The following is a 25,336-nucleotide window of genomic DNA, read 5'->3' as shown; positions in this document are numbered from 1 at the left end:
GGGGGCAGTTTAGATCCGCGCGAAAAAACTGGGTACGGCGTACGCGTAATCGGGTACGGTGTACCCGGTTATCGGAAGGGGGACCCATGAACGACGGTTACGCGGTGCGGGCCGAAGGACTGGACAAGCGGTACGGCGAAAAACGCGCCCTCGACGGCTTCGATCTCGCCGTCCGCACGGGCACCGTGCACGGCCTGCTGGGGCCGAACGGCGCCGGCAAGACCACCGCGGTCCGCATCCTGTCGACGCTGGTCCGGCTGGACGGGGGGCGGGCCACGGTGGCCGGCCTGGACGTCGGGCGGCGGGCGCGCGAGGTGCGGGCGCGGATCGGGCTCACGGGGCAGTACGCCGCCGTGGACGAGGTGCTCACCGGACGGCAGAACCTCGAGATGTTCGGGCGGCTGTTCCACCTGGGCGGGAAGCGGGCCCGGTCGCGGGCCACCGAACTGCTGGAACGGTTCGGCCTGAGCGACGCCGCCGACAAGGGCGTCGACGGCTACAGCGGAGGCATGCGGCGACGGCTGGACCTCGCCGCCTCCATGATCCTCGCGCCGGCCGTGCTCTTCCTGGACGAGCCGACGACGGGGCTCGACCCCCGCAGCCGGAACGAGGTCTGGGACTCCGTGAGGGCGCTGGTCGCGGACGGCACGACCGTGCTGCTCACCACGCAGTACCTGGAGGAGGCCGACAGGCTGGCCTCCCGCATCACCGTCATCGACCAGGGGCGGGCCATCGCGGACGACACCCCGGACGGGCTGAAGAACCTCGTCGGCGGCGACCGCATCGAGGTCGTCGTCGCCGAACCGGCCGACATCCCGCGGGTGGTGAAGGTGGTGTCCCGGGTCACCGACGGCGAACCCGAGTCGGACGAGAGCGAGTCGCGCGTGCACGCCCCGGTGACGGACCGGGTGGCCGCGCTGACCGAGGTGGCGCGCACCCTCCAGGACGAGGGAGTGCGGGTCGAGGACATCGGGCTGCGCAGGCCCAGCCTCGACGACGTCTTCCTGCGCCTCACCGGCCACCGCACGGACGTTCCGCAGCCGAAGGAGGCCACCGCGTGAGCACCGCCGACCCGGTCACCGGCCGGGATGCCGATTCCCCCGCCGGTCCGGCCGCCGCCCCGGCCGCGCGCAGCCGCGCCTACTGGGCGCTCTCCGACTGCTGGAACATCGTCCGCCGCGGCCTGACCCACTACCGGCGCCAACCCGTCAACATCGCCTGGCAGCTGGGCTTCCCGATCCTGTCGGTGCTGCTCTACGGCTACGTCTTCGGCAGCGCGATGACGGTGCCCGGCGGCGGGGACTACAAGGACTTCCTGATGCCCGGGATGTTCGTGATGACGATGGCGTTCGGCTTCATCAACACCGCGACCATAGTGGTGTACGACGTCACCAAGGGCGTGATCGACCGGTTCCGCTCGATGCCGATGGCGCCGTCCGCGGTGGTGGCCGGGCGCGGGGTGACCGATCTGGTCGTCGCCTGCGCCGAGTTGGGCATCCTCGTGCTCACCGCGCTGGCCATGGGCTGGCGGCCGGACGGAGGCTGGGGCTTCCTCGCGGCGTTCGGGCTGCTGCTGTGGCTGCGGTTCGCGCTCATCTGGCTCGGGGTGTGGCTCGGGCTGCTCGTACCCAACCCGGAGGCGGCGGGCGGCCTGTTCGCGGTCGCCTTCCCGCTGACGATGATCTCCAGCATCTTCGTGGCCCCGCAGCTCATGCCCGACTGGCTGGGCTGGATCGCCGCCTGGAACCCGATCTCGTCCACGGCCGCGGCCACGCGTGAGCTGTTCGGTACACCGGTCGGCGGCGGCGACTCCTGGGTCGAACAGCACGCGCTGCTGATGGCGGGGGTGTGGCCGCTCGTCCTGACGGCGATCTTCTTGCCGCTCGCGGTACGGAGGTTCCAGCGGCTCAGCCGGTGAGCGGCTGAGCCGGGCATGAGGCGGGCGGTGTTCGAGAGGTGAATGCCGTCCGCCTTCTTGACGTGTCCATGTGACATGGCTTGCATGGAGGGTGCGGGGTAGTGGGAGCGCTCCCACTCGTTCCGGGCCCGCCCCTCCGAGAGGAAGCAGCGACATGTTCCGCAGCTTGCGAAGAGCGCTGTGCGTGGCCGTGGCGGCGTTCCTGTTGCCGCTGGCGGGTGTGCAGTCGGCCGGTGCGGCGGAGCCGGGCGACGGCACGGCCCGTACGGCGGCGGCCGGCGAAGGGTACTGGCACACCGACGGCCGGCGGATCCTGGACGCGTCCGGACAGCCCGTACGCCTCGCCGGCATCAACTGGTTCGGCTTCGAGACCGACGTCCACGTGGCCCACGGCCTGTGGGCCCGCGACTACAAGGGCATGCTCGACCAGATCAGGTCCCTCGGCTACAACACCGTCCGCGTCCCCTACAGCGACGACATCCTCAAGCCGGGCACCCTGCCGGACAGCATCAGCCACGACGGCATCAACACCGACCTGCGGGGCCTGACCTCGCTCCAGGTACTGGACCGGATCGTGGCGCACGCGGGGCGGGCGGGCCTGAAGATCGTGCTCGACCGGCACCGTCCCGACGCGGCCGCCCAGTCCGCGCTCTGGTACACCGACGCGGTCCCCGAATCGACGTGGATCACCAACCTCAAGGCGCTCGCCGCCCGTTACGAGGGCGATCCGACCGTCATCGGCATCGACCTGCACAACGAGCCCCGCGATCCCGCCTGCTGGGGCTGCGGCGACACGGCGCGCGACTGGCGGCTGGCCGCCGAGCGGGCCGGCAACGCGGTGCTGTCCGTCAACCCCGAGCTGCTGGTCTTCGTCGAGGGCGTGCAGTCGTACAACGGGGCCAACGGCTGGTGGGGCGGCAACCTGATGGGCGTCGCCGAGCACCCGGTCCGCCTGGACGTGCCGGACCGGCTCGTCTACTCCGCCCACGACTACGCCACCAGCGTGGCCCAGCAGCCCTGGTTCGGTGATCCCTCCTTCCCCGCCAACATGCCGGAGATCTGGGACAGGTACTGGGGCTACGTCTTCAAGCAGGACATCGCCCCGGTCTGGCTCGGCGAGTTCGGCACGACCCTCCAGTCGGGAGTGGACCAGCGGTGGCTGTCCGCACTGGTGTCGTACCTGCGGTCCACCTCGGAGCACGGGGCCGACAGCTTCCACTGGACCTTCTGGTCCTGGAACCCCAACTCCGGTGACACCGGCGGGATCCTCAAGGACGACTGGAGGACCGTGGACACGGTGAAGGACGGGTACCTCGCGGACATCAAGGCGCCGGGGTTCGCGGCGGGCGACCCGGGCGACCCGGGTGACCCGGGTGACCCAGGTGATCCGGGCGACCCCGGCGACCCCGGTGACGGGGCCGAGTGCGCCGCCGCCTACACCGTCAGCAGCGACTGGGGCGGCGGCTTCAACGCCGAGGTGAAGGTCACCAACACCGGTACCGTGCCGCTGGGTTCCTGGAAGGTGACGTGGACCTGGAGCGGGACCCAGAAGGTCACCAGCATGTGGAACGCGTCCCACACCCAGTCCGGGTCGACGGTCACCGCCGTCAACGCCGGCCACAACGGAGCGCTCGCGGCGGGCGCGTCGGCGAGCTTCGGCTTCGGGGGCACACCCGGCGGCGGGAGCGTACCGAGCGTGAGCTGCACGGCGACGTGAGCGACGTCTGATCAGGACCCGGCACAGTGTTCCGTACACGGTGCCGGGTTTCCTGCCGACGCAGGCCGTACGACTGATGCCAGGGGGCGTGAGTTCCAGGAAAGGTCACGATTCGCCAGTCGCCGATACGCTGCCTGTATGGGGCAGCTGGTGCTTCCACCTGCGGATTTCCGGCTCTACGGGAAAGCGGCCCTCACGGAGGGGGAGCTTTCGGTCAAGTGTCCACACGGTGGCTGGATGGCTTGCTGTCTGGCTCAGGTGGTGCGACACTGGGCAGGCAAGGTCCTATGTGTTCTTTGGAGAGCACTCAAAGGATCTTGCTCTCGTAGGCCCCCGGCGTGCCGGGGGTTTCTGCGTTTCTAGGCGTTATCCGTGTCGAGCCACACGATGCCATCGGTACCGTGGTCGGGAAGCCAGTGCTGTGACAACCGCCGGTAGGACTTCGCCACAGCCCTCACTGGATTCATCTTCGGCCACACCTCGGGATGGGCAAGCCCTAAATGATGGAAGGCGGCGTAGCCGACCATGTCGGCAGCCTGAATGAACTGGCTGTATCGACTGTCCTGCATGATCGGGTCTTCGAGAATCCTGCGAGTGGTAAGTGGCAGTCGGCGATGTGCTGCCCGGTAGGGACTTGCGTTACGTACCGCCTGCTCCCAGAGCTTCTGAGCGTCTTCCTGCGCCATGCCGGAGGTGTCCTCGGGTCCAGCCTGGCCGTCGTACATGATCAGTATGCGGGTGTCCTGCTCAAGGGCCCATAGTTCCATGTGGTCGACGAAGCCCTGATACACCTCGGCTATCTGAGCGGTACGGCCCGCGACAGTCAGCACACGCAGGCTGGCGCACCGGGCCAGCTGCCTCATCATGAGGTCGTGCGCAGCAAGGCGTGCCGGGCGCCCGAAGCGCTGATTCTGTTCGTCAGTCGCACAGGGCCGGCCTCGCCCTTTGACCAGGCTGTTGGCATGCAACTCGGTGTTCTTCGGGATGCCCCACGTCTCCTCCAGCCCTCGTCGGCCTTCCAGCCAGCAGTGCAGGAGGTCGTTCCAGCCTTCTTCGGGTACGAGAAGCCCGGTCAGAGTGCGGCCCTGGTCCGCCCCCGAGTCATCGGCGTAGCAAAAATACACGTTCGGAATATATGGCGTCAGGAGACCGCAGGTAGAACCTCTTTGCAACTCTTACTTGCGCATGGAACATTCTCGTCTCCCATGCCCAGACGATGCATGCGTTGAGCAACGGCGCTGTCAGCGGGATGCTCCAGACGGCCGACTACACCCGGTACGTCTTCGAGCACCACGCCGCACTTCAGAATGCGCCACGGGACACGGAAACCGCGGTGCGGGCCCGCATGAAACGGCAGGAGTGGCTGTACCAACCGGGCAAGCGGTTGAACCTGCTCATGCGCGAGAGCGTGCTGTGGGCTCGTATCTGCCCCCCCGAAGTGTTGGCAGCCCAACTCGACCGTCTGCTCGGCGTGGTGGGCATGGACACCGTGCACATGGGAATCGTGCCGCTCGATGCCGACCTGTCGTTGACGTTGAATAATTCCTTCTGCGCGTTGGACGACCGTCTCGTCGTCGTAGAGGACTGGCATGCCGAGCTCTGGCTCGACGACGCCGAAACGATTGCTCTCTACCGCCGTGTCTGGGACTCCTTCGCGGAGTCCGCCGTCTTCGGCCCCGAGGCCCAACAGGGGATCGCCCGCGTGCGCCGGAGCATCAGGGTTTGAGGGCGTGCGGTCGTACCCGGCCTCGGGGCTGGCAGGCGCACATGTTCATACGTCGCGTATTCGCTGCTGAGCAGCAGGTCCATCACCCTGTGTGTTTGCTGTTGCGCCGGGTCCCGCGGTGTCCGTTCATCGTTTTGGCTACGGGGCGATGTGGGGCCGTAGGAAGCGGTGGAGGATCAGGCGCAGCGTGGGGATCTGGTCGGCCGGGCTGAAGGACGGGTTGGTGGCAGCACTGGTGTAGAGGGTTGCGATGAGGGCCATGACCCATGCTGCGGTGTCGTCCGGGTTCAGGGCAGGGTCGATCTGTCCTGCTGCGGCCGCGTTCCGCAGCAGGGCGATGATGGTGGACCGTTCCTCGTCGTCGTCGCGGCTCAGCTGCGCTTCGAGGTCGGGGTCGCGGTAAGCCTGGATCATCGCCTCCATGACGAGTGCGGGGGCCAACGGCTCCATGGCGGGGGCGGCGAGAAGGTCCACGATGTCGAGGAGGGCGGTCCACGGGTCGTCGGCGGCGCGAGCGGTGGCGAGACGCTCGGCCTTGGTGGCGCTGTCGTGCTCGTCGTCCTCGAAGACGGCGTGGAAGATCGCGCGCTTGTTGGGAAAGTAGTGGAACAAGTTGCCCGCGCTCATGCCGGCGGCCTTGCAGATTTCCGCCGTGGTGGTGCGCTCGAAACCTTTGGCGGCGAAGAGTTCAGCCGCGGCGTTGACGATGTGCCGGCGCCGTGCCCGGTGTCTGGCTGGGTCGACCGTCCTCATAGGGGCTCCTTCTGGCCGGTTCTCGATTCCTCCGGCAGGCGACCAATAATAGACCGAGCGCTCGGTCTATTATTGAGAGGGAGAGGGAAGGCGAGAGCGAGGGGGAACATGGACATGCGTAAGAGCCCCATGCGGCATCCGCAAGGCGAACCGCTCACTGTGCTCGGTGCGTCGCTGTGGAGCACCGTGTGCGTCTACACCGGGTTCGTGCTTGCCGGGGTGGGGGTCGGCTGGCTCGTCGGCCTCCTGGCCGACTGGCTCATAACGCTGCCCTGGGCACCGCTGCAGGGGCCGGCCGAACTGGTCGTGTGGCTCCCCGTTCCGGTGCTGCCGGCCGCAGGTTCGGTGGCAGGGCTTGCCCTTGGACTTGTCGCCCAGTACGAGCAGCTGGTGATTCATCTGTCTGGTGAGCGCGTTGTGCTCAGGCGCAAGGGCCGGGAGCAGGAGTTCCCGTCTCGTACCATCGCCGCAGTGTTTCTGGACGGCAAGCGACTCGTCCTGCTCGGCCACGGCGGTGGCGAACTCACCCGACAAGAGTGCGACCTGGCCGCCGGCCGTGTTGCCGATGCCTTCACCGAGTATGACTACACGTGGGCGGACGCCGATCCGTACAAGGACGAGTTCCGCCGCTGGGTACCTGATGCTTCCGGACTCCCGGAGGGGGCGAACGCCATCCTCAAGGCCCGCCAGATGTCGTTGGGGGAGAAGGGCTCGTCCGACGACGATGTTGAGCAACTCCGTGAGGAATTGGCCCGTCTCGGCGTCGTGGTGAGGGACGAGAAGCGACGCCAGTACTGGAGGAGGGTCAACCGGGAGCCACGTCCGGCCGTGGAGTGAAGAGCGGCGAGACCGGCTGACCGTGTCCCTCGGTGAAGCCGAATCCGGTATGCCCCTGTGTGACCCCCCGGGGGCATTGATGGTGGCCGGCCCCGGCAGCGGCTTTCACCCGCGGGTTCATCGTGACCGAGGTCATGAACCCCTTCCGGAAGTCGTCGTACTCGGGACAGGAGAACGCCTGCGTCGAGATCGCCGAAACGGTTCCGGGCGGCCGGGCCGTCCGCGACAGCAAGCAGCAGGGCGGCCCCCTGCTCACCGTCTCCCGCGAGGGCTGGCAGGCCTTCCTGCGCCAGTTCGCGTAGGCATCGCGTACACGAAGGGCGCCCGGCGGATCACCGCCGGGCGCCCTTCGTCGTTGTGCCGGGGAACGGCTACAGCTGGCCGATGACGTAGTCCACGCACTTCGTCAGGGCCTCGACGTCCGCCGGGTCGACCGCCGGGAACATCGCCACGCGGAGCTGGTTGCGGCCGAGCTTGCGGTACGGGTCGGTGTCGACGATGCCGTTGGCGCGCAGCACCTTGGCGACCGCGGCGGCGTCGATCTCGTCCGTGAAGTCGATGGTGCCGATGACCTGGGAACGCTTCGCCGGGTCGGTGACGAACGGGGTCGCGAACTTCGACTCCTCGGCCCAGCCGTACAGGCGGGACGACGAGTCCTTGGTGCGGCCGGTGGCGAAGTCCAGGCCGCCCTGGCCGTTGAGCCACTTCAGCTGCTCGTTCAGCAGGAACAGGGTGGCCAGCGCCGGGGTGTTGTACGTCTGGTTCTTGCGGGAGTTGTCGATCGCCGTGGGCAGCGAGAAGAACTCCGGGACGTGGCGGCCGGACGCGTGGATCCGCTCGGCGCGCTCGATCGCGGCCGGGGAGAACACGCCGATCCACAGGCCGCCGTCGGAGGCGAAGGACTTCTGCGGGGCGAAGTAGTAGACGTCCGTCTCGGCGATGTCCACGGGCAGGCCGCCGGCGCCGCTCGTCGCGTCCACGAGGACCAGGGAGCCCTCGTCGGCGCCGGGCACCCGCTTGATCGGCATGGCGACGCCGGTGGAGGTCTCGTTGTGCGTGAACGCGTAGACGTCCACGCCCGCCTCGGCGGCAGGCTCGGGGTGCGTGCCCGGGTCGGCGGCGACGACGGTCGGCTCGGCGAGCCACGGGGCGAGCCTGGCCGCCTTGGCGAACTTGGAGCTGAACTCGCCGAAGGTGAGGTGCTGCGACCTGTTCTCGATCAGGCCGTGGGTCGCGACGTCCCAGAACGCGGTGGAGCCGCCGTTGCCAAGGACGACCTCGTAGCCGTCGGGGAGCCGGAACAGCTCGCGGACGCCCTCGCGCACCTCGCCGACCAGGTTCTTCACCGGAGCCTGGCGGTGGGAGGTGCCCATCAGGGACGTGCCGGTCGCGGCCAGCGCGTCCAGCGCCTGTGTCCGCACCTTGGAGGGACCCGCACCGAAACGACCGTCGGCGGGCTTGATGTCAGCAGGAATCCGGATCTCAGCCACGACGGGAGCCTAGCGGCTCCGGGAAACCTCGGTGAAACCTCGTCCGTCGGCTGAGACGCGGAGGGGAGGGTGCGGTCGAACCGCTGGACGGACGGGAAACGTCCGTCCAGCGGTCCGGCCCCGGGCGGGTCAGCCCAGCGTGACCGGAAGCTCGTACAGGTCGTTCTGCGTGACCACCGGCTTGTTGCGCAGCTTCTCCGCCCCGACCGCCAGGTCCAGCTTCGGGAAGCGCGCGTACAGGGCCGGCAGGGCCACGCCCGCCTCCAGACGGGACAGGGCCGCCCCGGGGCACACGTGCGGACCGTGCCCGAAGGCGATGTGCCGGTTGGCGCTCTCACGGGTGATGTCGAAGACGCCGGCGCTCGGGCCGTGCGCCTGCTCGTCCCGGCCGATCGCGGCGTACGACACGATCAGCGCCTCCCCGGCGGGGAGGACGGCGTCGCCGACCGGTACGTCCTCGGTGGCGAAACGGATCAGTACGTGGGAGGTGGGCGTGGAGTACCGCAGGGTCTCCTCGACCACCGCCGGCCAGTCCACCTCGCCGGACAGCACCCGGGCCCGCTGCTCGGGGTGGAGGGAGAGGTTGACCACCGCGTTGACGATGAGCGAGATCGTCGTCTCGTGACCGGCCGCGATCATCAGCTGGAGCGTGGAGACGATCTCCTGGTCGGTGAGCCGGTCGCCGTTCTCGGACGCCTCGATGAGCGCGGACGTCAGGTCGTCGCCGGGGTTCTCCCGCTTGTGCGCGACCGTCTCCGTCATGATCTGCGCCAGTTCGGTCAGTGTCGCGACGACCTCCCCGGGCGGGGTCTGCGTCGAGAAGAACTTCTCGAACAGTTCCTTCAGCCGCGGCAGCCGCTCCTCGGCGAGCCCCATCAGGTCGGCGACCACGTACATCGGCAGCGGGTAGGCGAACAGGGCCTTCAGGTCGACCGTCGGGCCCGGCTCGTTCGCCACCCGGTCCAGCAGGCCCTCGGTCAGCTCCGTGATGCGCTCGCGCATCCGCTCCACCCGGCGCACGGTGAGCGCCTGGGCGACCAGGGTGCGCAGGCGGCGGTGGTCGGCGCCGTCCACGGTCAGCATGGAGCGGCCCGGGTTCGCCAGTCCGATCAGCGGCCAGTCGTTCGCGATCTCGCCGCGCTGCCAGGCACCCCAGACGTCGATGTCCTTCACCACCCGGGGGTCGGTGAGCAGCTTCTTCGCCTCGGCGTGGTGCGTGACCGCCCACACCGGCACGTCGCCCGGCAGCACCACCCGCGCCAGCGGGCCCGCGGCCCGCAGCGCCGCGCTCTCCGCGTCGAGGTCGGTGACGAACGGGTCCAGGGGAATCGGGTTCCCCTCCGTGCCGGACGCGGGTGTCCGTGTGTCCGTACCAGCCGTCATAGGTGTGAGCCTCCATGGGCGGGGGTGGGTGTGAACGTGACCGGGAGTTCGGACAGTCCGCGCAGCCACGGCGACGGGCGGCGGGTCAGGGACGCGGCCGGCACCGTGAGGTCGATGTCCGGCAGCCGGTCCAGGACCACCTCGATGCCGGTCCGCGCGATCACCTCGGCGATCTCCTGCGCCGGGAACGGGCACCGGTGCTCCCCGTGGCCGAAGGAGAAGTGCGCGCTGTTCCCGCCGGTCAGGGCCGAGCCGTCGGGCCGCACCTGGGGATCGGAGTTGGCGCCCTGGAGGCCGAGGAGCACCAGGTCGCCGGCGCGGATGCGGCGGCCGCCCAGCCGGGTGTCGCGGGAGGCCCAGCGGCCGGCCACGTTCTGCGAGGGGGTGTCCTCCCACAGCACCTCGTTCATCGCCTCGGCGACGCTGTTGCGGCCGCCGAACAGGGACGCGGCGAACCGCTTGTCCGTCAGCATCAGGTGCAGGGAGTTGCCGATCCAGTCGGCGGTCGGCTGGTGCCCGGCCGCCATCATCACCATCAGGTCCTGGACGATCTCCTCGTCGGTGAACCCGGAGGGGTGGGCGAGCATCCGCGACGCCACGTCCTCGGCGGGTTCCTTCCTCCGCGCGGCGACCAGTCCGGTCATCGACGTGAACAGGTGGGTCTGCCCCGCCAGTGCCCGCTCCCGGCCGTCGATCATGTCGTTGAGGGCGGTGACGAGTGCCGGCCCCTGCTCGTCGGAGAAGCCGTAGAGCCGGGCCAGGACGCGCACCGGCAGCAGCATCGCGAACTCGCCGATGATGTCGGCGGAGCCCCGGGGGCAGATTCCGTCGATCAGTTCGTCGGCGAACCTCTCCGCGTAGCCGCGCAGCTCGAACGGGTCCACCGCTTCCAGCGCGTGGGCCAGCATCCCGGCCCGCTCGCGGTGCCGCTCGCCGACGGTGTAGAGGATGGAGGGCTGCTTACGGCCGATCATCGGCAGCAGCGGCCAGTCGTCGGGGATGGCGTCCCACTGGTTCCACAGCTCGGAGTCGCGGCTGAACAGCACCGGGTCCCCGGTGATCTGGTGCAGTTCGCGGTAGCCGAGCACCAGCCAGGCGGGTACGCCGCCGTCGAGCAGCACCGGGACCACGCTGCCGTGCTCGCGCCGCATCTCCCGGTACACCCCGGCCGGGTCGTTCTGGAGCAGGGGGCCGCTGAAGTGGACGGGGTTGGCGGAAGCGGGGCTCACACCAGCTCCTGACGGGGGGCTCGGGCCTGGTCGGCGTAGAGGGCCTGGACGTGTTCCACCAGCGTGATCAGTACCAGCTTGCTGGACTCCCGGGACCGCGCGTCGCAGGTGACCAGCGGTACGTGCGGGTCGAGGTCGAGGGCCTCGCGGATCTGCCGCGGGGCGAAGGCGGGACCGCCGAAGTCGTTGCAGGCCACGATGAACGGCGTGCCGTGCTTCTCCAGCCGGTCGATGGCGTACCAGGATTCGTCGATGCGCCGGGTGTCGACCAGGACGACCGCGCCCAGCGTGCCCGAGAACAGCCGGTCCCACAGGAACCAGAAGCGCTCCTGCCCCGGCGCCCCGAACAGGTACAGCACGTTGCGCCGGTCCAGGGTGATGCGGCCGAAGTCGAACGCCACGGTGGTCGCGGTCTTGCCGCTCACCGCGCTGACGTCGTCGACGTCCTCCCCGGCCCGGGTCATCGTCTCCTCGGTGCTGAGCGGACGTATCTCGCTCACCGAGCGGACCATCGTCGTCTTGCCGGCGCCGAAGCCGCCCACGACCACGATCTTGAGGCCGTTGTCGGCCGACGCGCCCAGCGGCGTACGCGTCTCGGACGGCGTACGTCTCTCGGACGGCGTACGCGTCTCAGAGGTTGCGGAGTCCAACGAGCACCTGCTCCAGGATGTCGGGGTCGGGTACGGCGGCCTTGCGGGGGTGACGGGCGCTGACGCGGCCCGACGCCTGGAGGTCGGCGAGCAGGATGCGGGTGATGCTCACCGGCAGCTTCAGCTCGGCCGCGATCTCCACGACCGCCGTGGGTCGTTCGGTCAGCCGCAGGATCGCGGCGTGCTCGGACTGCATGCCGGGCACCGGGTCGCACTCGGCGACGACCAGGGTGACCAGGTCGAAGGGGTTGTCGGACCCGGACCGGCTGCGGCCGCCGGTGACGGTGTACAGACGATCGGGTGCGTCGTCCCTGCCCGGCCTGCTCATGAGCTGCGCGGGGGAGCGGTCAGGTGGTCCCCGAGCTGCTCCACGAGCTCGCTCATGTTGTGCCCGATGAGCCCGGCGTCGGCGTCCTCGCTGGTGACCAGGGCCAGATGCGCGCCCTGGCCGGCCTCCACGATGAACAGCACGCCGCCGTAGAACTCGGTCATCGCCGAGCGGACGCCTCCGCTGCCGTCGCCGAACTCCACGGACGCGCCGTGCGACAGCGACTGGATGCCCGCGGCGATCGCGGCGAGCTGGTCGGCCTGGTCGGCGGAGAGTTCGGGGGTGCGGCACAGTTTCAGGCCGTCCCTGGACAGCACGAGCGCGTGCCGCGCGCCCGGCGTGCGCTCCAGCAGACCCTCTATCAGCCAGGTGAGCTTCTCGTCGGCGGTCGTCGTGCCGGTCATGAGGTGGTGTCGCCTTCCGGGGTCGGGGGAGTGGTGGGGGTGGCGTGCGGGGCGGCCCCGGCCGGGGCGCCTCCGGTGGTTTCGACGGCTGCTTCGGTTCCCGGGGCCGCGTCCGCGGCCGTGTCGTCCGCGGCCGTGTCGTGCGTGGCCGTGGCGTGCGGGGCGGTGTCGTGCGTGGCGGTGTCGTGCGTGGCCGTGGCGTGCGGGGCGGTGTCGTGCGTGGCCGTGGCGTGCGGGGCGGTGTCGTGCGCGGGGGTGGCGCGTACGGCCTGGCGGAAGCTGCTGAAGCGGGCCGTGCGGGCCTTCGTCTCCTCGGCGGTGGGCGGCGCCTGGCGCGGGGAGGCGGTACGGCTCTGGGAGCGGGCGCGCTCGGCCTCGGCGAGGGTCCGGCCGCGGCGGCGGCGGGGGAGGACGAGCGGGGGTTCGGCCGTGTCCGGGCCGGCGCCGGTGGCCGTGCCGGTGCCCGGGGACTCGTGGGTGGGCACCGGGTCGGGGTCGAGGTCGGCTCCGGCGCGGGACGCCGCGTACGAGTGGCTGGGCGTGGGAGAGGGCTCGGGCGTGTCCCGCTCCGTCTCCGTCCGGGGCGCGGCGTGCGTGACCCGGGTGCCCTGGGTCTCGGATCCGTCGTGCGGGGTGCTGTGGTCCGTCTTCGGGGCCGTCCCGTCGGCGGGGTGGGCCGCCGGTGCGTCGTCCGGGTGGGCGCGACGGCGCTGCGGGAGGTCGTCCGCGGTGGAGGGCTCGGGGCCCGTGGGCACCAAAGTCCGCGGCTGTCCGGCCACGGGGGTCTTTGGTCCGGCGGCGGGCGGTGCGGTCCGGGACGGTGCGTCGCCGGACGGGATGCCGTTGCCGGCGGTGGCCGCCGTGGCGGTACGGGCCGCCGGGGCCGTCGCAGGGGGGAGCGAGGATTTGGGCGCGTCCGTCGGTACGAGGAGGTCCTGCGGTACGAGCATCAGGACGCCCGTGCCGCCACGCGCCGAGGGGCGGTACGAGACCCGGAGTCCGTACCGCCGGGCCAGCCGGCCCACCACGGCCAGTCCGAGCCGTGTGCCGGTGAGGCCGCCGAGGCCGGCCGTCTCCCCGGCGACCGCTCGCTCGGCGCGCCGCAGCTGGGCCTCGCCCATGACGAGCCCGCTGTCCTCGACCGAGACGATGACCCCGGCCGGCACCTCCTCCACGTAGACGTGGACCTCGGCGGTCGGCGGCGAGAAGTTGGCCGCGTTGTCGAGGAGTTCGGCGAGCGCGTGCATCACGCCTTCGGCGGCGTGCCCGGCGACGGCGATGTCGGCGGCGGAGTGGACGCGGATCCGCCGGTAGCCGCTGATCCGGCCCATGGCGCCCCGCAGGATCGACTCCATGCCGATCGGCCGGGCCCAGCGGCGCCCGGAACGGGCACCGGTGAGGACGGCGACGGAGTCGGCGAGCCGGCCCGCCTGCGCGGTGCGGTGGTCGAGGTGGAGGAGGTCGGCGAGGACCTCCTCGTCGTGGTGCTTGTCCTCCATCGCGCGCAGGTCCGCGAGCATGCCGGTGGACAGCGCCTGCATCCGGCCGGCCGCGTTGGCGGTCGCGGACAGCGCGGCGGCGCGGGCGCTGTTGGCCTCGCGCAGCCGGACGGCGAGCCGGGCGTTCTCGTCGATGTGGCGGTCCCGGTCCCCGGACAGCCGCGCCCGCTCCTCGCCCAGCCGGTCGCGTTCCTTGCGGAGCCGGTCGCGCTCGTCGGAGTGCTCCTGGACCAACGCGGAGGTCTGGGCGGCGTGTTCCTCGTCGCGCCGGCGCAGTTCCCCGGCGTGCTCGTCGGCGAGGCGGGCGAGCGTGGCCGCGTGGCCGTCCGTGAGCCGGGTGATCTCGGCGGAGTGCTGTTCGGTGAGCCGGGCCCGCTCGGCGGTGTGGTCGTCGGTGAGCCGGGCCCGCTCGGCGGCGTGCTCCTGCCGCAACCGGGCGGTGGTGATGTCGTGGTGTTCGTTCAGGCGATCGCGCTCCGCGGCCAGGGACTGTGCGAGGTGGGCCCGCTCCTGGTCCAGTTCGGCCGACAGGCGGGCCCGTTCCCGGGTGAGTTCGCCGGTCAGCCGCTCGTGCTGGCGGCGGTACTCCTCGGCCTGCCGGGTGCGTTCCCGGATCAGCCGGTCGACGTCCACGTCGGCCGTCGCCAGGCGCGCGCGGAGCGCTCGTGCGGACAGGACGGCGTGGGTGGCCCAGGTGACCGCCGCGCACAGCAGCAGGGCCGCCACCGTCCCGGTCGTTCCGACGGCGCCGCGTGCGGGTTCCGGTCCCAGCGCCACCGCGACGACGACCGCGCCCGCGGCGAGCACCAGGGTGAGCAGGGGGACGGGCAGCAGGCTGCGGGGGGTGGGCCGGTCGCCGGGGAGCAGGGGGGAGGTCATCAGTCGGGTCCTCGGTCGGGTCCTCGGTCGGTCCGCGTTCCGTTCGCCCGCGCACCTGCCTTCTCATGTGCTCGGCCGTCCACGTACTCGACCGACCGACTCCGGCACGAACGTCACTGTACGAACATGAGTCGTCATGGATGTACAACCAGCGGTCACTATAGGGGAGTTAGTGATCGACTTGGGAGGGTTCCGTTTCTCTGTCCGGGATTTGATCCAGTCATGGGGTGAGAGGGCTGTCGTACGGCGTGCCGCACGACAGGGCGTACGGTCACCGCGGGACGGCCCGTACGGGGGCATCCTGAAGGCATGACGGATCTCCGGGAACTGCGGGCCGGGCTGCGCGCGGACGTGCGCGGCGAGGTGGATTTCGGCACCACCGCGAAGGCGCTCACCACCATGGACGCCTCCAACTACCGCCGGGTGCCGCTGGGCGTCGTCTCCCCGCGGGACGCCGACGACGTGGCGGCGGCCCTGGCGGTGTGCAGGGCGCACGGCGTCCCCGTGGTGCCGCGCGGCGGCGGCACGTCGATCGCGGGTCAGGCGACCGGTTTCGGCGTGGTGCTCGATTTCACACGGCACATGAACCGTCTGCTGTCCCTCGACCCGCAGGCCCGCACGGCCGTCGTCCAGCCCGGTCTCGTCCTCGACCGGCTCCAGGAGGCCGCCGCACCGCACGGCCTGCGCTTCGGCCCCGACCCCTCCACCCACAGCCGCTGCACCCTCGGCGGCATGATCGGCAACAACTCCTGCGGCTCGCACTCCGTCGCCTGGGGCACGACGGCGGACAGCGTCCGTGAACTGTCGGTCGTCACCCCGCGGGGCGAGCGGCTGCGCCCCGGCCGGGGGTGGGCCGGGGCGCCGGAGGGACTGCGGGAGCTGGTCGACGGCGAGCAGGCCCGCCTGCGCACCGGTTTCCCCGAGCTGCCCCGCCGTATCTCCGGATACGCCCTGGACGCTCTGCTGCCCGAGAACGGCGCCGACGTCGCCCGCTCCCTCTGCGGCTCGGAGGGCACGCTGGGCGTGCTGACGGAAGCGGTCGTGGACCTCGTGCGGGCGCCCCGCGCGCGTGCGCTCGCCGTGCTGGCGTACGCCGACGAGGCCGGGGCCGCCGAGGCCGCGGCCGGACTGCTGGAGCACCGCCCGCTGACCGTGGAGGGCATGGCGGCCGACCTGGTGCCGTCCGCGGCGGACCTCCCGCGCGGGGGAGCCTGGCTGTTCGTGGAGACCGGCGGGGACACGGAAGGAGAGGCACGCGCGCGTGCGGAGACGGTCGTCCGCGCGGCGGACGTCCTGGACTCCCTCGTGGTCACCGACCCGGCCCGGCAGCGCACGCTGTGGCGCATCCGGGAGGACGCGAGCGGCACGGCGACCCGGATGCCGGACGGGACCGAGGCCTGGCCCGGCTGGGAGGACTGCGCGGTGCCGCCCGCCCGGCTCGGCGCCTACCTGCGGGACTTCCGCGGGCTGCTGGCCGACCACGGGCTGCGCGGTGCCCCGTACGGGCACTTCGGGGACGGCTGCATCCACGTCCGCATCGACTTCGACCTGCTGACCGGGCCGGGCGTCACCCGTTTCCGGAGCTTCTCCGGGGAGCTCGCCGACCTGGTCGTCGCCCACGGCGGATCGCTCTCCGGCGAACACGGCGACGGGCAGGCGCGCGCCGAACTGCTGCCGCGCATGTACGGCCCGGACATGGTGGCCCTCTTCGAGCGCGTGAAGGGCGTCTGGGACCCGGACGACCTGCTCAACCCGGGGATGCTGGTGCGCCCCGGGCCCCTGGACGCGAACCTCCGGTTCTCCGTCCTGCCGAGGGAGCCGGTCGACGTCGCCTTCGGCTACCCGGCCGACGGCGGTGACTTCCCGGCGGCCGTCCGCCGCTGCGTGGGCGTCGCCAAGTGCCGTACGACGTCGGTCTCAGGACCGGCGGTGATGTGCCCCTCCTTCCGGGCGACGGGCGAGGAGGAGCACTCCACGCGCGGCCGCGCCCGCCTGCTGCACGAGATGCTCGCCGGCGAGCTGGTGACCGACGGCTGGCGCTCCACGGAGGTGCGGGACGCCCTGGACCTGTGCCTGTCCTGCAAGGGCTGCCGCTCGGACTGCCCGGTCGGGGTCGACATGGCCACCTACAAGGCCGAGTTCCTCCACCACCACTACGCCGGGCGCCGCCGCCCGGCCGCCCACTACACGATGGGCCGGCTGCCGGTGTGGCTGGGCCTGGTGGCCCGTACGAGGTCGGCGGGCGTGGTCAACGCCCTGGCCTCGGTGGGCCCGCTCGCCCGGGTGGCGAAGCGGCTGGGCGGGATCGCGGGGGAGCGGGAGATCCCGCGGGTGGCGGAGGAGACGTTCACGCGGTGGTGGCGGGGGCGGGGAACCGCCGTGTCTCCCGGAGGAACCGCCGTGTCTCCCGGCGGCGACGGGACCCTGGTGGTCCTGTGGCCGGACACCTTCACCGAACACCTCTCGCCCTCCGTGGGCCGGGCCGCCGTACGGGTCCTGGAGGCGGCGGGCCTGCGGGTGGCCCTGCCTCCGACACTGCGACTGGCCGGGCGCCCGGTGGGGGACGGCCGCTCACGGTCGGCGGCACGGCTGCTGACGGCCCGCAGGGGCCGGGTCTGCTGCGGGCTGACGTACATCTCCACGGGCCAGCTCGACCGGGCCCGCGCGGTGCTGCGCCGCACCCTCGACCTCATGGAGCCGGTCCTGGCCACGGACGCCCCGGTGGTCGTCCTGGAACCGAGCTGCGCGGCGGCCCTGCGCACGGACGCACCGGAGCTGCTGCACGACGACCCCCGCGCGGCACGGCTCGCCGCGCGGGTCCGCACCTTCGCGGAGACCCTGGAGCAGTACGCCCCCGACTGGACCCCGCCGGAGCTGAACCGCCCCGTCACCGGCCAGACCCACTGCCATCAGCACGCGGTCCTGGGCGAGGTCCCCGACCGCCGCCTGCGCGAGGCCGCCGGCCTCACCGGCGAGCTGTCCGGCGGCTGCTGCGGTCTGGCGGGCGACTTCGGCTTCGGGAAGGGCCACTACGAGGTGTCCGTGGCCTGCGCGGAGGACCAGCTCCTGCCGTCGGTACGGGAGGCGCCGGACGGGGCGGTGATCCTGGCCGACGGCTACTCGTGCCGGACGCAGCTGGAGCAGCTGGCGGGGGTGCGGGGGAGGCACCTGGCGGAGGCGCTGGCGGAGGCGCTGGCGGAGGCGTTGGAGGAAAAACCGTGAGCACTCGCGGCTGATCCGTCCCGGGGGTGCTCGGACGAGCCGGTGCGGTGGGTGCGGCGGCGGCCGTCAGGGCGTGGTCTCGCCCCGTACCAGCGGCCCGCACACCGGCTGGATGTCCTCGGGCAGGTCGTCCGGGAGGCACCAGCGGGCCTCCAGGATCTCGAAGGGGTCGATGCGCAGCTCGCCGCCCAGCAGGCGGGCCTCGTAGGCCACTTCCAGACGGGTGCGGAAACCGCTGTTCAGCATCACGAGGCGGCCCGCCTCCACGTCGAGGCCGGTCTCCTCCCTGACCTCGCGCACCACGGTCTGCCGGAAGTCCTCGTCCTTGTGCGCGAAGCCGCTCGGCAGGCCCCACTGGCGGCCCGGTGACCACATCCGGTGCCGGAGCAGCAGGACCCGCCCCTGGTCGTCGCGCACGACACCGGTCACCCCGACCACGAACTTGGCGTTCAGGAACCACATGACGCGGCTCTGAACGGGGCGCAGAAGTCGCCAGAGACGGGCAAGAAGTCGTCGCACGGGGCCTCGGGAGTCAGGAGTGGGCGGAGAAGGGCTTCACCGATGGGGACGGTACCCGCCCTGGTGCCCGCCCCTCGCCCATCGACACCTCCGACGCCTCGGCCGGAACCTCCCGGACGGGGCGTCTCCGTCCGGTGGCACACGCTCCGGTGGTGGCCCGGCTCGCGTCCCTCAGGCTGTCGATGGGCGCGCTCGGCGACGAGGGCGCCGCGGCCCTGCTGAGCGGTCAGCCGCTCACCCACCTGCGCGCTCTCGACCTGCACCACCACTACCTCAGCGACGCCATGGTGCTGCGGGTCCGGGAGGCCCTCGAACCGGCGGGCGTACGGGTGGACCTGTCCGAACAGGAGAAGGAGGACGAGGACGACGAGGACGACGAGGGCACCCGCTACGTCGCCGTCGCCGAGTGACTCCTCCTTCCCGCCCCTTCCCGCCCCTTCCCGCCCCGCCCAGCCCTGGCTCCCCCGATGCCCCGGAGGCGCTCGGTCCGCATGACGGACGGAGTTGACCCGGGCGGGGCGAGGGACTCATCGTCAGGTACGTAGAAGCGTCATGGTGCTGACCGAGGTCATATCCTGGGCCGGAAAGTCCACCGCGACGCACCGTTGCCGAGGGGGCCCTCCGCTTCCTCCGGCCAGCCCGAGGAAGGCGCCGTGACGATGTCGAGTGCTGCCAGCCCGTCCACCCCGGCCGCCGTCCCCGGGGCGGCTCCGGGGCATGCGCCACAAGCGGCGGGCGCCCCACGCGGGCGCGGCTCCCTGGGGCCGGTCGGGCTGGTGCTCGCCGGGGGGATATCCGTGCAGTTCGGCGGGGCGCTCGCGGTGACGCTGATGCCGAGGGCCGGTGCGCTCGGCGTTGTGACGCTGCGGCTGCTGGTGGCCGCGGTCGTGCTGCTGGTGGTGTGCCGGCCCCGGCTGCGCGGGCACTCGCGCGCCGACTGGACCACGGTGATCGCCTTCGGCGTCGCCCTGGCCGGGATGAACGGCCTCTTCTACCAGGCCGTCGCCCGCATCCCCCTCGGCACGGCGGTCACCCTGGAGGTGCTCGGCCCGCTCGCCCTCTCCGTCCTGGCCTCCCGCCGCGCGATCAACTTCCTGTGGGCCGGACTCGCCCTCGCCGGCGTCGTCCTGCTCGGCGGCGGAGGCTTCGACGGCCTCGACCCCCTGGGCGTCGCCTTCGCCCTGGGCGCCGGCGTCATGTGGGCGGCCTACATCATCTTCAGCGCGCGGACCGGCCGCCGCTTCCCGCAGGCCGACGGTCTCGCCCTCGCCATGGCGGTGGCGGCGGTCCTGTTCCTGCCGCTGGGCGTCGCCGAGTCCGGTACGAAGCTCCTCGACCCGACGATCCTCGCCCTGGGCGCGGCGGTCGCGGTGCTCTCCTCCGTCCTCCCGTACACCCTGGAACTGCTCGCCCTGCGGCGCCTGCCCGCCTCCACGTTCGCCATCCTGATGAGCCTGGAACCGGCCATCGCCGCGGCCGCCGGCTTCCTCGTCCTCAGCCAGGTCCTCACCCTCACCGAGGCCGCCGCCATCGCCCTGGTCATCGCGGCCAGCATGGGCGCGGTACGGACCCAGGTGGGACGGGGACGGGCGAAGGTGCCGGGGGACGATTCCTGACGGTTGTGGCGGGGCGGGGTGCTGCGGTGCCAGAGACGGTTCCTGATCAGTGAGCAGGAGTGAGTCTTGGACCCAAACCTGGTCGACTGGCGCATCCCAGAAGGGAACCGGCGCCGGCAGGGGTGGGCGGCGGCACACCCGGGTAGGCACGGTGCAGTTACCGGGGGGACGGGAGAGCACCATGCTGGCGGGGGCGATCGGTGATGTCGTGCTGGGGCTGCTGGCCAGCTGTCTGAGCGGCCTGGCGGTGTGGCTGTGGCAGCGCGGCAGGCACAACCGGGAGCTCCGGGCGCGGATGCGTGTCGTCGGTGCCCGTCCCGGTGACACCTGCCTGATCGTGATGAACAACAAGTACGGCGCTCCGGGCACCACCCATCACCACGACGTGCAGGCGATGATCGAGACAGCCGTCCTCAGCCACAGCCTGCAGTGCGAGGTCGAGATCGTCCGCAGCGACGACTTCCGGGGCAGCAACGGGAACAAGCCGGAGTTCTGCATAGGGGGCCCGCTCGGTTCGAACGTGCGGAGCGCGGGGCATCTCGCCCACAGCCTCCCCGGCGTCACGTTCCTCCCCCACACCCATCCGGACCATCCGCTGGCCATCGGGGCGGGGGGCGAGTTCTACCACTGGGACCGCGGGAACGAGGGGTACGCGCTGCTCGCGAAGTTCACCGCTCCGGGAGGGTCCCGTCCCGTCATCCTCATCTGCGGGCAGAGCGCCGTCACCAACCACGCCGCTGCGTACTTCCTCCGCCACTCGTACCGCCGGATAGCGGAAACCGTCTCCTCCACCGAACGCTTCTGCCTGATCCTGAAGGTCTCCTCGATACGCACCTACGGTTTCCAGGGGGCCACCCTGGAACGCGACCTCACCGACGCGGCCTTCGCACCCAGGGCATAGCGAGTCCCCCGCGTACGGGCGCAATGACCCCGCGAGCCCGGGTCATGGAGAGCGGGCACGTCGATTCATGCAAGCATGCTTGCTTGTTTCCCGGGCCGCTGCCATGCTCCACGCAACCGCGCCGCACACCGTCGTGCCCCGAGGGGAGCGCCATCGTGTCCGATCCGTCGTCCGTGATCGACGATCTGCGTGAGGAGAGCGAGGAGGCCGACCGGCTCGTGGCCCGGCTCGGGCCCGAGGGGTGGGGGCTGGCGACGCCCGCCGCCGGATGGAGCGTCGCTCACCAGATCGCCCACCTCGCCTGGACCGACCGGTCGGCGCTGCTCGCCGTCACGGACGCGGAGGGGTTCCGTGGACTGGTGGAGCGGGCCCTCGCCGCCCCGCACACCTTCGTCGACGAGGGTGCCGAGGAATACGCCCGGCTCGCGCCCGCCGAACTGCTCGCGCGGTGGCGTAAGGGGCGTGCGGCGCTGGAGAAGGCGCTGCGGACGGCGCCGCCCGGGGCGCGCTTCCCCTGGTACGGGCCCTCCATGTCGGCGGCCTCCATGGCGACGGCCCGGCTCATGGAGACCTGGGCCCACGGGCTCGACATCGCGGACGCGACCGGTGTGGTGCGGCCACCCACCGGCCGGCTGAGGCATGTGGCCCGGCTCGGGGTGCGGACCCGGGACTTCGCCTACGGGGTGCACGGACTCACCCCGCCCGCCGATCCCTTCCGCGTCGAACTCGTCGCACCAAAGAGCGCGGGCGGCGGGCTGTGGGGTTACGGGCCCGAGGACGCCCCGCAGCGGGTCACCGGGCCCGCGCTCGACTTCTGTCTCCTCGTCACCCGGCGCGCCCACCGCGCCGATCTCGCCCTCACCGCCGACGGGCCCGACGCCGACCGCTGGCTCGACATCGCCCAGGCCTTCGCCGGGCCGCCCGGGGGCGGACGCCCGCCGAAGGGGGAGAGCGAGGACGGCCAGGGGCACACCCCGTGACGGCGCCTCTGCGGATCGGGAACGCCTCCGGCTTCTACGGGGACCGCTTCGACGCCCTGCGCGAGATGCTCACCGGCGGTGGACTCGACGTCGTCACCGGGGACTACCTCGCCGAGCTGACCATGCTCATCCTCGCCCGCGACCGGCTCAAGGACCCCTCCGCCGGGTACGCCCGCACCTTCCTGCGGCAGCTGGAGGAGTGCCTCGGCCTCGCCCACGAGCGGGGGGTGCGCATCGTCACCAACGCCGGAGGGCTCAACCCGGCAGGGCTCGCCGACGCTGTGCGGGGGCTGGCCGGGCGGCTCGGCATCCCGGTGCGGGTCGCACACGTCGAGGGCGACGACCTCACCGGCCGGTACCCGGGGAGCCTCGCCGCGCACGCCTACCTCGGCGGCTTCGGCATCGCGGCCTGTCTGCGCGAGGGCGCCGACGTCGTCGTCACGGGGCGGGTCACCGACGCGGCCCTCGTCACCGGTCCCGCCGCCGCGCACTTCGGCTGGGCGCCGGCCGACCACGACCGGCTCGCGGGGGCCGTCGTCGCCGGGCACGTGCTGGAGTGCGGAACCCAGGCCACCGGCGGCAACTACGCCTTCTTCGGCGAGCGGCCCCCCGGCGACCTCCTGCGGCCCGGCTTCCCGCTCGCCGAGGTGCACGAGGACGGCAGCAGCGTCATCACCAAGCACCCCGGCACCGGCGGCTTCGTCGACGTCGGCACCGTCACCGCGCAGCTGCTCTACGAGACCGGCGGCGCCCGGTACGCCGGACCCGACGTCACCGCCCGGCTGGACACCGCGCGGATCGGCCGGGAGGGGCCCGACCGGGTGCGGATCGAGGGGGTGCGGGGGGAGGCCCCGCCGCCCACGCTCAAGGTCGGGCTCAACCGGCTCGGCGGATTCCGCAACGAGGTCGTGTTCGTCCTCACCGGGCTCGGTGTCGAGGCCAAGGCGGACCTCGTGAAGGAGCAGATGGCCGGCGCGCTCGCCACGTCGCCGCCCGCCGAGGTGCGCTGGGAGCTGGTACGCACCGACCGGGCCGACGCCGGTACGCAGGAGACCGCGAGCGCGCTGCTGCGGCTCGTCGTGCGGGACCCGGGGCAGGAGGCGGTCGGGCGGGCGCTGAGCGGGGCCGCCGTCGAGCTGGCGCTGGCCAGCTACCCCGGATTCCATGTGGTGGCGCCACCGGGAAGGGGCGCACCCTATGGGGTCTTCGAGGATGTGTACGTCCCCCATGGTGCCGTCGGCCATGTGGCCGTCCTCGACGACGGCCGCCGCATCCCGGTCGGCCCGCCCCACGACACCGCCGTCCTCGCGGACGTACCGGAGCCAAAGCTGCCGGAGCCCCTGGCGCCCGGCCCGGTCCGACGCGCCCCGCTCGGCCTGGTCGCCGGCGCCCGCAGCGGGGACAAGGGGGGCGACGCCAACGTCGGGGTGTGGGTCAGGAGCGACGACGCCTGGCGGTGGCTCGCGCACGAGCTGACCGTCGAGCGGCTGCGCGAGCTGATCCCCGAGGCCGCCGGCCTGCCCGTCACCCGGCACGTCCTGCCCCGCCTGCGCGCCCTGAACTTCGTCGTCGAGGGCATCCTCGGCGAGGGCGTCGCCGCGCAGGCCCGTTTCGACCCGCAGGCCAAGGCGCTCGGCGAATGGCTGCGCTCCCGCCACCTGGACATCCCGGAGGTCCTCCTGTGACCGTCCTCGCATCCGCCCTGGACACGGCGGGCCCCGACTACCGGGCCCACCGCGAGGCCATGCTCGGCAAACTCGCCGCACTCGACACCGAACACGCCAAGGCCCTCGCGGGCGGCGGCGAGAAGTACGTCGACCGGCACCGCGCGCGGGGCAAGCTCCTCGCCCGCGAACGCGTCGAACTGCTCCTCGATGCCGACACCCCGTTCCTGGAACTGTCCCCGCTGGCCGCCTGGGGCAGCGAGTACACGGTCGGCGCGTCCCTGGTCACCGGGATCGGGGTCGTCGAGGGCGTGGAGTGCCTGATCACGGCCAACGACCCGACGGTGCGCGGCGGCGCCAGCAATCCGTGGAGCCTGAAGAAGGCCCTGCGGGCCAACGACATCGCGCTCGCCAACAGGCTGCCCGTGATCAGCCTGGTGGAGTCCGGCGGCGCCGACCTGCCGTCCCAGAAGGAGATCTTCATCCCGGGCGGTGCGATCTTCCGCGACCTCACCCGGCTGTCGGCGGCCGGCATCCCGACCGTCGCCGTCGTCTTCGGCAACTCCACCGCCGGAGGCGCGTACGTCCCCGGCATGTCCGACCACGTGATCATGGTCAAGGAGCGGGCGAAGGTGTTCCTCGGCGGTCCGCCGCTGGTGAGGATGGCCACCGGGGAGGAGAGCGACGACGAGTCCCTGGGCGGCGCCGAGATGCACGCGCGCGTGTCGGGCCTCGCCGATCACCTCGCCGTCGACGAGCCGGACGCCCTGCGCCGGGCCCGGCGGGTCGTGGCCCGTATCAACCACCGCAAGGCGTACCCCGATCCGGGGCCTGCCGAGCCGCCCGTGTACGACCAGGACGAACTGCTGGGCGTCGTGCCCGGCGACCTGAAGATCCCCTTCGACCCGCACGAGGTGATCGCGCGGATCGTCGACGGCTCCGACTTCGACGCGTTCAAACCGCTGTACGGAACCAGCCTGACCACCGGCTGGGCCACCCTGCACGGCTACCCGGTCGGCATCCTCGCGAACGCCCGGGGGGTGCTGTTCAGCGAGGAGTCGCAGAAGGCCGCCCAGTTCATCCAGCTCGCCAACCAGCGCGACATCCCGCTGCTCTTCCTGCACAACACCACCGGCTACATGGTCGGCAGGGAGTACGAGCAGGGCGGCATCATCAAGCACGGCGCCATGATGATCAACGCGGTCGGCAACTCGAAGGTCCCCCACCTGTCCGTGCTCATGGGCGCCTCCTACGGCGCCGGGCACTACGGCATGTGCGGGCGGGCGTACGACCCGCGGTTCCTGTTCGCCTGGCCCGGCGCCAAGTCCGCCGTCATGGGTCCGCAGCAGCTCGCCGGGGTGCTGTCCATCGTCGCCCGGCAGTCCGCGGCGGCGAAGGGCCGGCCGTACGACGACGAGGCGGACGCGGCGCTGCGCGCCATGGTCGAGCAGCAGATCGAGTCCGAGTCGCTGTCCATGTTCCTGTCGGGGCGGCTGTACGACGACGGCGTCATCGACCCGCGCGACACCCGCGCCGTCCTCGGCCTGTGCCTGTCGGCCATCCACACCGCGCCCTACGAGGGCGTGCGCGGTGGCTTCGGCGTCTTCCGGATGTGAGGCCC

The 25,336-nt window shown here is 71.9% G+C and carries 22 protein-coding genes and 1 pseudogene; 13 read left to right on the top strand and 10 right to left on the bottom strand.

The features are described 5' to 3' along the window. The first annotated feature begins 86 nt into the window (after positions 1–86). From ACWZEH_RS15020 to ACWZEH_RS15010, 3 genes are all read left to right on the top strand, one after another. Complete coding sequence (locus tag ACWZEH_RS15020; protein ID WP_456198857.1) at positions 87–1,061, top strand: ATP-binding cassette domain-containing protein; 975 nt, start codon at positions 87–89, stop codon at positions 1,059–1,061. Beyond that, complete coding sequence (locus ACWZEH_RS15015) at positions 1,058–1,918, top strand: ABC transporter permease (RefSeq protein ID WP_456198856.1); 861 nt, start codon at positions 1,058–1,060, stop codon at positions 1,916–1,918. The genes ACWZEH_RS15020 and ACWZEH_RS15015 overlap by 4 nt, the downstream gene beginning before the upstream one ends. Positions 1,919–2,072: 154 nt before the next feature. After that, positions 2,073–3,635 (top strand): cellulase family glycosylhydrolase, encoded by a 1,563-nt coding sequence (locus tag ACWZEH_RS15010; protein ID WP_456198854.1) that lies wholly within the window; start codon positions 2,073–2,075, stop codon positions 3,633–3,635. A gap of 359 nt (positions 3,636–3,994) precedes the next feature. Here the strand turns inward: ACWZEH_RS15010 and ACWZEH_RS15005 are convergent, their stop codons facing one another. Continuing rightward, positions 3,995–4,759 carry a DUF3800 domain-containing protein gene (locus tag ACWZEH_RS15005; RefSeq protein ID WP_456198852.1) on the bottom strand — a complete coding sequence of 255 codons (765 nt, stop codon included), beginning with the start codon at positions 4,757–4,759 and terminating at the stop codon, positions 3,995–3,997. Between the two features lie 68 nt (positions 4,760–4,827). Between ACWZEH_RS15005 and ACWZEH_RS15000 the strand changes: the two genes are divergently transcribed. Further along, entirely contained in the window at positions 4,828–5,361 is a 534-nt protein-coding gene (locus tag ACWZEH_RS15000) for a DUF5753 domain-containing protein (RefSeq protein WP_456199608.1), read from the top strand. Between the two features lie 138 nt (positions 5,362–5,499). Here the strand turns inward: ACWZEH_RS15000 and ACWZEH_RS14995 are convergent, their stop codons facing one another. Then, complete coding sequence (locus tag ACWZEH_RS14995; protein WP_456198851.1) at positions 5,500–6,114, bottom strand: TetR/AcrR family transcriptional regulator; 615 nt, start codon at positions 6,112–6,114, stop codon at positions 5,500–5,502. A 108-nt stretch (positions 6,115–6,222) separates the two neighbouring features. On the opposite strand from ACWZEH_RS14995, the gene ACWZEH_RS14990 reads away from it, so the two are divergent. Together ACWZEH_RS14990 and ACWZEH_RS14985 are read left to right on the top strand one after the other, a co-directional pair. Then, on the top strand, positions 6,223–6,951 hold the full coding sequence (locus ACWZEH_RS14990; RefSeq protein WP_456198850.1) for a YqeB family protein: 729 nt from the start codon (positions 6,223–6,225) through the stop codon (positions 6,949–6,951). Positions 6,952–7,073: 122 nt separating this feature from the next. Next, a complete protein-coding gene (locus ACWZEH_RS14985) occupies positions 7,074–7,253 on the top strand; it encodes a DUF397 domain-containing protein (RefSeq protein ID WP_456198848.1) in 180 nt (59 codons plus the stop codon). 69 nt (positions 7,254–7,322) lie between these two features. Here ACWZEH_RS14985 and serC read toward each other — a convergent pair whose 3' ends face one another. The 7 genes from serC to ACWZEH_RS14950 form a co-directional block, all read right to left on the bottom strand. Then, positions 7,323–8,441: a phosphoserine transaminase gene (serC, locus tag ACWZEH_RS14980; protein ID WP_456198846.1), complete on the bottom strand. Its 1,119-nt coding sequence runs from the start codon at positions 8,439–8,441 to the stop codon at positions 7,323–7,325. 129 nt (positions 8,442–8,570) lie between these two features. Then, complete coding sequence (locus ACWZEH_RS14975) at positions 8,571–9,824, bottom strand: cytochrome P450 family protein (RefSeq protein ID WP_456198844.1); 1,254 nt, start codon at positions 9,822–9,824, stop codon at positions 8,571–8,573. Then, positions 9,821–11,053, bottom strand: coding sequence for a cytochrome P450 (locus tag ACWZEH_RS14970; RefSeq protein WP_456198842.1), 1,233 nt, complete (start codon positions 11,051–11,053; stop codon positions 9,821–9,823). Before ACWZEH_RS14970 ends, ACWZEH_RS14975 begins: the two co-directional genes overlap by 4 nt. Beyond that, positions 11,050–11,703, bottom strand: coding sequence for a GTP-binding protein (locus tag ACWZEH_RS14965; RefSeq protein ID WP_456198840.1), 654 nt, complete (start codon positions 11,701–11,703; stop codon positions 11,050–11,052). Before ACWZEH_RS14965 ends, ACWZEH_RS14970 begins: the two co-directional genes overlap by 4 nt. Beyond that, complete coding sequence (locus ACWZEH_RS14960) at positions 11,684–12,031, bottom strand: DUF742 domain-containing protein (protein WP_456198838.1); 348 nt, start codon at positions 12,029–12,031, stop codon at positions 11,684–11,686. The genes ACWZEH_RS14965 and ACWZEH_RS14960 overlap by 20 nt, the downstream gene beginning before the upstream one ends. Next, positions 12,028–12,435, bottom strand: a complete 408-nt coding sequence (locus tag ACWZEH_RS14955; RefSeq protein WP_266077183.1) for a roadblock/LC7 domain-containing protein — start codon at positions 12,433–12,435, stop codon at positions 12,028–12,030. The genes ACWZEH_RS14960 and ACWZEH_RS14955 overlap by 4 nt, the downstream gene beginning before the upstream one ends. Then, positions 12,432–14,813 (bottom strand): ATP-binding protein, encoded by a 2,382-nt coding sequence (locus ACWZEH_RS14950; RefSeq protein WP_456198836.1) that lies wholly within the window; start codon positions 14,811–14,813, stop codon positions 12,432–12,434. Before ACWZEH_RS14950 ends, ACWZEH_RS14955 begins: the two co-directional genes overlap by 4 nt. A gap of 309 nt (positions 14,814–15,122) precedes the next feature. On the opposite strand from ACWZEH_RS14950, the gene ACWZEH_RS14945 reads away from it, so the two are divergent. Beyond that, positions 15,123–18,035 carry an FAD-binding and (Fe-S)-binding domain-containing protein gene (locus ACWZEH_RS14945; RefSeq protein WP_456198834.1) on the top strand — a complete coding sequence of 971 codons (2,913 nt, stop codon included), beginning with the start codon at positions 15,123–15,125 and terminating at the stop codon, positions 18,033–18,035. A 66-nt stretch (positions 18,036–18,101) separates the two neighbouring features. Here the strand turns inward: ACWZEH_RS14945 and ACWZEH_RS14940 are convergent, their stop codons facing one another. Next, positions 18,102–18,554 (bottom strand): NUDIX hydrolase, encoded by a 453-nt coding sequence (locus ACWZEH_RS14940; protein WP_456198832.1) that lies wholly within the window; start codon positions 18,552–18,554, stop codon positions 18,102–18,104. A gap of 62 nt (positions 18,555–18,616) precedes the next feature. Between ACWZEH_RS14940 and ACWZEH_RS14935 the strand changes: the two are divergent. From ACWZEH_RS14935 to ACWZEH_RS14910, 6 genes and pseudogenes are all read left to right on the top strand, one after another. Further along, positions 18,617–18,964, top strand: a pseudogene (locus ACWZEH_RS14935) (hypothetical protein); the annotation flags it as partial. Between the two features lie 243 nt (positions 18,965–19,207). Further along, on the top strand, positions 19,208–20,170 hold the full coding sequence (locus tag ACWZEH_RS14930; protein WP_456198831.1) for an EamA family transporter: 963 nt from the start codon (positions 19,208–19,210) through the stop codon (positions 20,168–20,170). A gap of 181 nt (positions 20,171–20,351) precedes the next feature. Next, positions 20,352–21,071, top strand: coding sequence for a hypothetical protein (locus tag ACWZEH_RS14925; protein ID WP_456198830.1), 720 nt, complete (start codon positions 20,352–20,354; stop codon positions 21,069–21,071). Between the two features lie 155 nt (positions 21,072–21,226). Beyond that, positions 21,227–22,051: a TIGR03084 family metal-binding protein gene (locus ACWZEH_RS14920; protein ID WP_456198828.1), complete on the top strand. Its 825-nt coding sequence runs from the start codon at positions 21,227–21,229 to the stop codon at positions 22,049–22,051. Beyond that, complete coding sequence (locus tag ACWZEH_RS14915) at positions 22,048–23,736, top strand: acyclic terpene utilization AtuA family protein (protein ID WP_456198826.1); 1,689 nt, start codon at positions 22,048–22,050, stop codon at positions 23,734–23,736. Before ACWZEH_RS14920 ends, ACWZEH_RS14915 begins: the two co-directional genes overlap by 4 nt. Then, on the top strand, positions 23,733–25,331 hold the full coding sequence (locus ACWZEH_RS14910) for an acyl-CoA carboxylase subunit beta (protein ID WP_456198825.1): 1,599 nt from the start codon (positions 23,733–23,735) through the stop codon (positions 25,329–25,331). The genes ACWZEH_RS14915 and ACWZEH_RS14910 overlap by 4 nt, the downstream gene beginning before the upstream one ends. Positions 25,332–25,336: the final 5 nt, after the last annotated feature.

It is taken from the genome of Streptomyces yamdrokensis (assembly GCF_053890455.1).
The sequence above is the reverse complement of the archived record's forward strand: the minus strand, read 5'-3'. Positions and strand labels throughout refer to the sequence as shown.

Coding starts and splice junctions, on each gene's coding strand:
- ACWZEH_RS14950 (WP_456198836.1), bottom strand. CDS start 14,813: ATGACCTCCCCCCTGCTCCCCGGCGACCGGCCCACCCCCCGCAGCCTG.
- ACWZEH_RS14975 (WP_456198844.1), bottom strand. CDS start 9,824: ATGACGGCTGGTACGGACACACGGACACCCGCGTCCGGCACGGAGGGG.
- ACWZEH_RS14955 (WP_266077183.1), bottom strand. CDS start 12,435: ATGACCGGCACGACGACCGCCGACGAGAAGCTCACCTGGCTGATAGAG.
- ACWZEH_RS14925 (WP_456198830.1), top strand. CDS start 20,352: ATGCTGGCGGGGGCGATCGGTGATGTCGTGCTGGGGCTGCTGGCCAGC.
- ACWZEH_RS15010 (WP_456198854.1), top strand. CDS start 2,073: ATGTTCCGCAGCTTGCGAAGAGCGCTGTGCGTGGCCGTGGCGGCGTTC.
- ACWZEH_RS14960 (WP_456198838.1), bottom strand. CDS start 12,031: ATGAGCAGGCCGGGCAGGGACGACGCACCCGATCGTCTGTACACCGTC.
- ACWZEH_RS14990 (WP_456198850.1), top strand. CDS start 6,223: ATGGACATGCGTAAGAGCCCCATGCGGCATCCGCAAGGCGAACCGCTC.
- ACWZEH_RS14945 (WP_456198834.1), top strand. CDS start 15,123: ATGACGGATCTCCGGGAACTGCGGGCCGGGCTGCGCGCGGACGTGCGC.
- ACWZEH_RS15020 (WP_456198857.1), top strand. CDS start 87: ATGAACGACGGTTACGCGGTGCGGGCCGAAGGACTGGACAAGCGGTAC.
- ACWZEH_RS14995 (WP_456198851.1), bottom strand. CDS start 6,114: ATGAGGACGGTCGACCCAGCCAGACACCGGGCACGGCGCCGGCACATC.